6 protein-coding genes are annotated in these 4,966 nt (G+C 42.7%); 2 read left to right on the plus strand and 4 right to left on the minus strand.

Annotation, left to right across the window (positions count from 1 at the left end; translation table 11 throughout):
* The 3 genes from B4033_RS11205 to ilvA all read right to left on the minus strand — a co-directional run.
* Window positions 1–795: potassium transporter TrkG (locus tag B4033_RS11205; protein WP_286834042.1), on the minus strand; the 795-nt coding region annotated here is incomplete at its 3' end.
* Window positions 792–1,448, minus strand: a complete 657-nt coding sequence (locus tag B4033_RS11210; protein WP_004812766.1) for a potassium channel family protein — start codon at window positions 1,446–1,448, stop codon at window positions 792–794. The genes B4033_RS11210 and B4033_RS11205, both read right to left, overlap by 4 nt.
* 189 nt (window positions 1,449–1,637) lie before the next feature.
* Window positions 1,638–3,176, minus strand: coding sequence for a threonine ammonia-lyase, biosynthetic (gene ilvA / locus B4033_RS11215; RefSeq protein ID WP_004812768.1), 1,539 nt, complete (start codon window positions 3,174–3,176; stop codon window positions 1,638–1,640).
* A gap of 104 nt (window positions 3,177–3,280) precedes the next feature.
* On the opposite strand from ilvA, the gene rpiA reads away from it, so the two are divergent.
* Window positions 3,281–3,952: a ribose-5-phosphate isomerase RpiA gene (rpiA, locus tag B4033_RS11220; protein ID WP_005221821.1), complete on the plus strand. Its 672-nt coding sequence runs from the start codon at window positions 3,281–3,283 to the stop codon at window positions 3,950–3,952.
* 141 nt (window positions 3,953–4,093) lie between these two features.
* Complete coding sequence (locus B4033_RS11225) at window positions 4,094–4,780, plus strand: SprT family zinc-dependent metalloprotease (protein WP_286834044.1); 687 nt, start codon at window positions 4,094–4,096, stop codon at window positions 4,778–4,780.
* A gap of 29 nt (window positions 4,781–4,809) precedes the next feature.
* On the opposite strand, the gene B4033_RS11230 is transcribed toward B4033_RS11225, so the two are convergent.
* On the minus strand, window positions 4,810–4,966 hold a 157-nt coding region (locus B4033_RS11230; RefSeq protein ID WP_286834057.1), incomplete at its 5' end, for a transposase.

Genomic DNA, 4,966 nt, shown 5'->3' on the forward strand with positions numbered 1-4,966 from the left:
CGCCTGATCGCCCACACTCATCAATGCCAGTGTTTGAGGATTAGAAGCTTCCAGAATCCAGATCAGGATAAAGGCAGAAAGATTCAGTGCAGCAATGGTACTCAAAATCAGCTTACTGTTAGTACTCAGTTTGCGCCAGCGTTTATGCTGTCGTACATCCATCAACACCAGAAAGCCAATGCCGCCAATGATATACAGCATGCTAATGGTGAAGGTAATAAGATACTGATCGGCAAAGCTCATTAGACTATTCGGGAACAGGGAAAAGCCACCATTGTTAAAAGCAGAAATACTATAAAAGGAAGCGTAGAAAAAAGCCTGGGCAAAGTTATAGTCCTGCAGCCATGCAATAGTCAGAATCACTGTGCCAATTGCTTCAAAGAACAGCGAATATAGAAACACACCTTTAATGGTAGTACTGATCTTTTTCAGGCTGGTCTGACCGATGGATTCCTGAGCCATAACCTGTTGCCTTAGTCCCATTTTGGGCGCCAGACTCATGGCAGCCAGAATGGCAAAGGTCATAAAGCCGAGTCCGCCACATTGCAGGAGAATCATGATCACGATCTTTCCGAAGACCGTATAAGCTTCTCCGACATTGACCACAGACAAACCGGTAATGGTCACTGCAGAAGTTGCAGTAAAAACAGCCTGAAACCAGGTGACATCACCATGATGAGAAACTGGCAGTATTAACAAAATGGAACCAACCAGAATCAATGCCAGAAATCCCAATGCGATAATGCTGGGTGGACTGAGGTTAATAGTCCGGTTTTTATGAGCAGTTATTTTCATAGATTTTTAAAATGTTTGGACAGGCGACGTAAAGGTTCCAGCAAGCCCTCAACAAGCAGAATATCACCTTCTTTAAGAATAAGATGCGGGTCGAGGATATATTGAACCACGGGGCCACGCTTGTGCAGAATGGTTTTAATTTCTGATGCATGATCCATCAGCTGATTGAGTTTGATACCACTTTGTTCGGTATGAATCTCAATTTTGACCAGATAACGATTATCCTCAAGCGCCATATAGCGGCTGACCATCGGATAACTTAAGGATTGCGCGATCCGAACGCCCATATCTTCCTCGGGATGAATAATCTTATCCACCCCAAGATGAGTCAGGATCATATGATGGGCTTTGGACTTGGATTTGGCCCAGATTTTTTTAACTCCCATATTCTTGAGGTGTAGGACGCAGAGAATACTGGCTTCAATATCTTCACCAATCGCCACCACCACCGCTTCACAGTTTTGAACATTTAGTTCGTCCAGCACATGTTCATCCGTGGCATCTGCAATCACGGCATGGGTGAGTTCATCTGAAATGCTTTCGACATATTTTTTATTCAGGTCGATGCCAATTACTTCATGTTTGAGTGACATCAGTTGTGTGGCAACAGTGGCACCGAAACTTCCTAAACCGATCACAGCAAACAGTGCCATGTATTTTTCCTAAAGTTGCCGCGCTTATACATGCGCTTTCTATTAATTTACGTGCTTATCTTAGTGCTTAATTAATTTTTCAGCTATTTGCTTTACATAAATATTATCAAAGACCTGCGTTCTTATTTGCTTATATCAAAAAACCGCCTCGAAAGACGGTTTTGATTGTTTGGATATCAGAATCAGAAATTATTTCAGGAAGCGTTGATAACCCAGGTTATTGGTAATCTCGTCATATGGATAGGTGATACTCTCCAGAGTTTCTATCAAACCGTCTGGATTCTGTTTTGCATCTTCCGCTTCCAAGCCGACCAGTACGCGACCTTCAGCCGCACCGTGGTTGCGGTAGTGGAACAGGGTGATGTTATGAGTTGGGCCTAGACGTTCAAGGAAAGTCAATAATGCACCTGGGCGCTCCGGGAATTCGACACGGAACAGACGTTCATTTTCAATGTCTGCATGACCACCAATTAGATAACGGATGTGCAGTTTTGCTACTTCGTCGTCAGACAGATCATCAACGTCATACTGGAATTTCAGGTTTTCATAAATTTCCTGACGTTCTTTTTCGCCATTTTTCAGGCTAATACCCACGAAGACCTGAGCTGCAGTTGCATCGCTGGCACGGTAGTTAAACTCGGTGATGTTGCGGCCTTGCAGGGCACGACAGAAACTCAGGAAAGCGCCTTTCTGTTCAGGAATGGTCACGGCAAAGATTGCTTCTTTACGCTCACCGAGTTCAGTACGTTCGGCAATATAGCGTAAACGGTCAAAGTTCATGTTGGCACCACAAACAATCGACACGATATTTTTACCTTGAATGCCGTGTTCAGCGACGTATTTTTTAATCCCTGCCAACGCCATTGCACCAGATGGTTCTACAATACTACGGCATTCGTCATAGGTATCTTTAATTGCTGCACAGACTTCATCAGTATTGACCAGTACCACATCAGGTTCAACAATTGGACCAGAATTATCTGATTTTTGCAGGCGGATGACCTCAAAAGGTTTTTCACCAATTTGTGCCACTGCAGTACCATCGGCAAATAAACCGACAGATGGAAGAATCACACGTTCATTGGCTTCTAAGGCCGCTTTTAAGCACGCGGATTCATCATATTCCACAGGAATAACTTTGACATGCGGAGCAACATCTCCCAAGTACGCTGCAACACCGGCAATCAGACCACCACCACCAACAGCAACGAAGACATATTCTACATCACGCCATTGACGCAAAATTTCATTGGCAATGGTGCCTTGACCGGCCATCACCAGTTCATCGTCATAAGGTGGAATAAAGGTCATGCCATCTTCTTCGGCACGTTGAATCGCATATTTATTGGCAACGTCGAATGAATCACCATGCAATACGACTTCGCCACCTAAGCGTTTTACCGCCTGAACCTTGATATCAGGCGTAGTTTTTGGCATCACGATAATCGCGCGAATCCCCAGCTTTTTCCCTGACAGCGCCACACCTTGGGCATGGTTGCCTGCTGAAGCTGTGATAACGCCACGTTCGAGTTGTGATTTCGGTAATTGACTAATACGGTTATAAGCACCGCGTAGCTTGAATGAAAAAACCGGTTGTAAATCTTCACGTTTAAAGCGAATGTTATTATTTAAGCGCTCGCTAATTCGTGGCGCTGCTTCGAGTGGGGTTTCGATTGCAACGTCATAGACCGTTGCCTGTAATATTTGTCGAACCAAACGAGACAGCATGTTAATTTTCCATCTAACAGTTTAAAATAAGCACTTATTGTAACAAACCACGCGGCTTTGCGGTTTAAAAATACTGCGAAAGTCCAAAATAGTTGAGTGATGTCATGAGTCTATATGCAACCCAAGATGAGAAAAAGCAAGCTGCAGCAAAAGCTGCGTTAAAGCACTTACCAAAAGGGGGCATTTTAGGCGTCGGTACTGGGAGTACTGTTAACTTCTTGATCGAACTTTTGCCTGAACTTCAATTGGAAGCAGCAGTTGCAAGTTCTGAAGCCACTGCACAACGCCTTAAAAAATTAGGCATTGAAGTTGTCGATATGAATAGCGTAGGCGGTCTGGATGCCTATGTCGATGGTGCGGATGAAATCGACCGCCATATGCACATGATCAAAGGTGGCGGTGCTGCGCTGACACGTGAAAAAATTGTTGCATCTATTGCGAAAAAATTCGTTTGTATCGTCGATGATTCTAAGTGGGTGGAACAGTTAGGTCGTGAATTTCCGCTTCCTGTAGAAGTGATTCCAATGGCACGTTCTGCAGTTGCACGTAAAATTGTTGCTTTAGGGGGGGACCCTGCATACCGTGAAGGCGTAATCACTGATAACGGTAATGTAATTTTGGATGTTTATAACTTAAATATTTTGAATGCATTAGAGTTAGAAAAAACTTTGAATGACATTCCAGGTGTTGTTTGTAACGGTATCTTTGCATTAAATAAAGCTGATATTGCTGTGGTTGCTACTGATAACGGTATTGAAGAGCGTACTGCGGTTTAATTAAACTTTCTAGAAAAAATCCCTCTAAATCTCCCTGAGTGAAGTTTTAAAGCACTGCTTTAAAACAAGCGCAAGAAGGGAGACTTTTGAAAGCCCCTCTTTGAGAAAGAGGGGTTTGGGGAAATTAAAAAAAGAATAAAAATGACCTTATCCGACTTACCTGAAATTCAAATTGTCCGAAATATTCGCTCAACACGTTTAAAGCTTCGTGTGGATGGTACTCAAATTCGCCTGACTGCACCCGTATTTTGCACAAAAAAACAAATCCAGAATTTTATTAATGACGCCGAAAGCTGGTTACTCAAAACCTGGCAATCCCAGCAGGAAAAAATTCAAAGTATTGATCGTAGTTTACCTGCCAGCTTGCAGCTATTTAATCTGAATCAGCCAATATCAGTTCAATACCAGGCCCAGAAGCATAATTTTATTCTGGATCATGAAAACTATATGCTCTATATCAGTGATCGAAATCCTGAAAGCTACTTAAAAGCTTTTGTGATTGCCTATGCCAAACAACAGTTACCGATTTATCTTGAACAGGTTAGTCTGGAAACAGGATTATCTTTCAATGTCTGTAATATCCGCCAGCCGAAAACCCGTTGGGGCAGCTGTTCTGCCAGACATGACATTATGCTGAATAGCGGTATTATTCTGTTTCCTGAAAATATCGTCCGTTATCTCTGCGTGCATGAACTGGCACATACCCGGCATTTTGATCATAGCCCGCATTTTTGGACTGAAGTAGCCCGGCATGATTCAGACTATCTAATCCATCGAAAAATATTGAAAAACACTGCAATGCCATGGTGGTGGGTCAGTCAGAATTAATGCAAGAATCATTAGACTTCTTTCATAAGTCATTTTTTACTCAGCTCCAAATTATAGATTCCCGCGATTAAACTAAATCTTAATCCTAGTCTTTTGCCTCTGTTACGATATCGTTCGGCAAGGATTTTGAAGGTTTTCAAACTGCCAAATACATGCTCAATCCCAATTCTTCTTTTATTGATTTCC

It is taken from the genome of Acinetobacter sp. UBA3132 (assembly GCF_002364825.1).
In the GTDB taxonomy this organism is placed as follows: Bacteria; Pseudomonadota; Gammaproteobacteria; order Pseudomonadales; family Moraxellaceae; genus Acinetobacter; species Acinetobacter schindleri.

What these genes read in the sequence shown, in the direction of transcription:
- ilvA (WP_004812768.1), bottom strand. Translation starts at nt 3,176, where the DNA reads ATGCTGTCTCGTTTGGTTCGACAAATATTACAGGCAACGGTCTATGAC.
- B4033_RS11225 (WP_286834044.1), top strand. Translation starts at nt 4,094, where the DNA reads ATGACCTTATCCGACTTACCTGAAATTCAAATTGTCCGAAATATTCGC.
- rpiA (WP_005221821.1), top strand. Translation starts at nt 3,281, where the DNA reads ATGAGTCTATATGCAACCCAAGATGAGAAAAAGCAAGCTGCAGCAAAA.
- B4033_RS11210 (WP_004812766.1), bottom strand. Translation starts at nt 1,448, where the DNA reads ATGGCACTGTTTGCTGTGATCGGTTTAGGAAGTTTCGGTGCCACTGTT.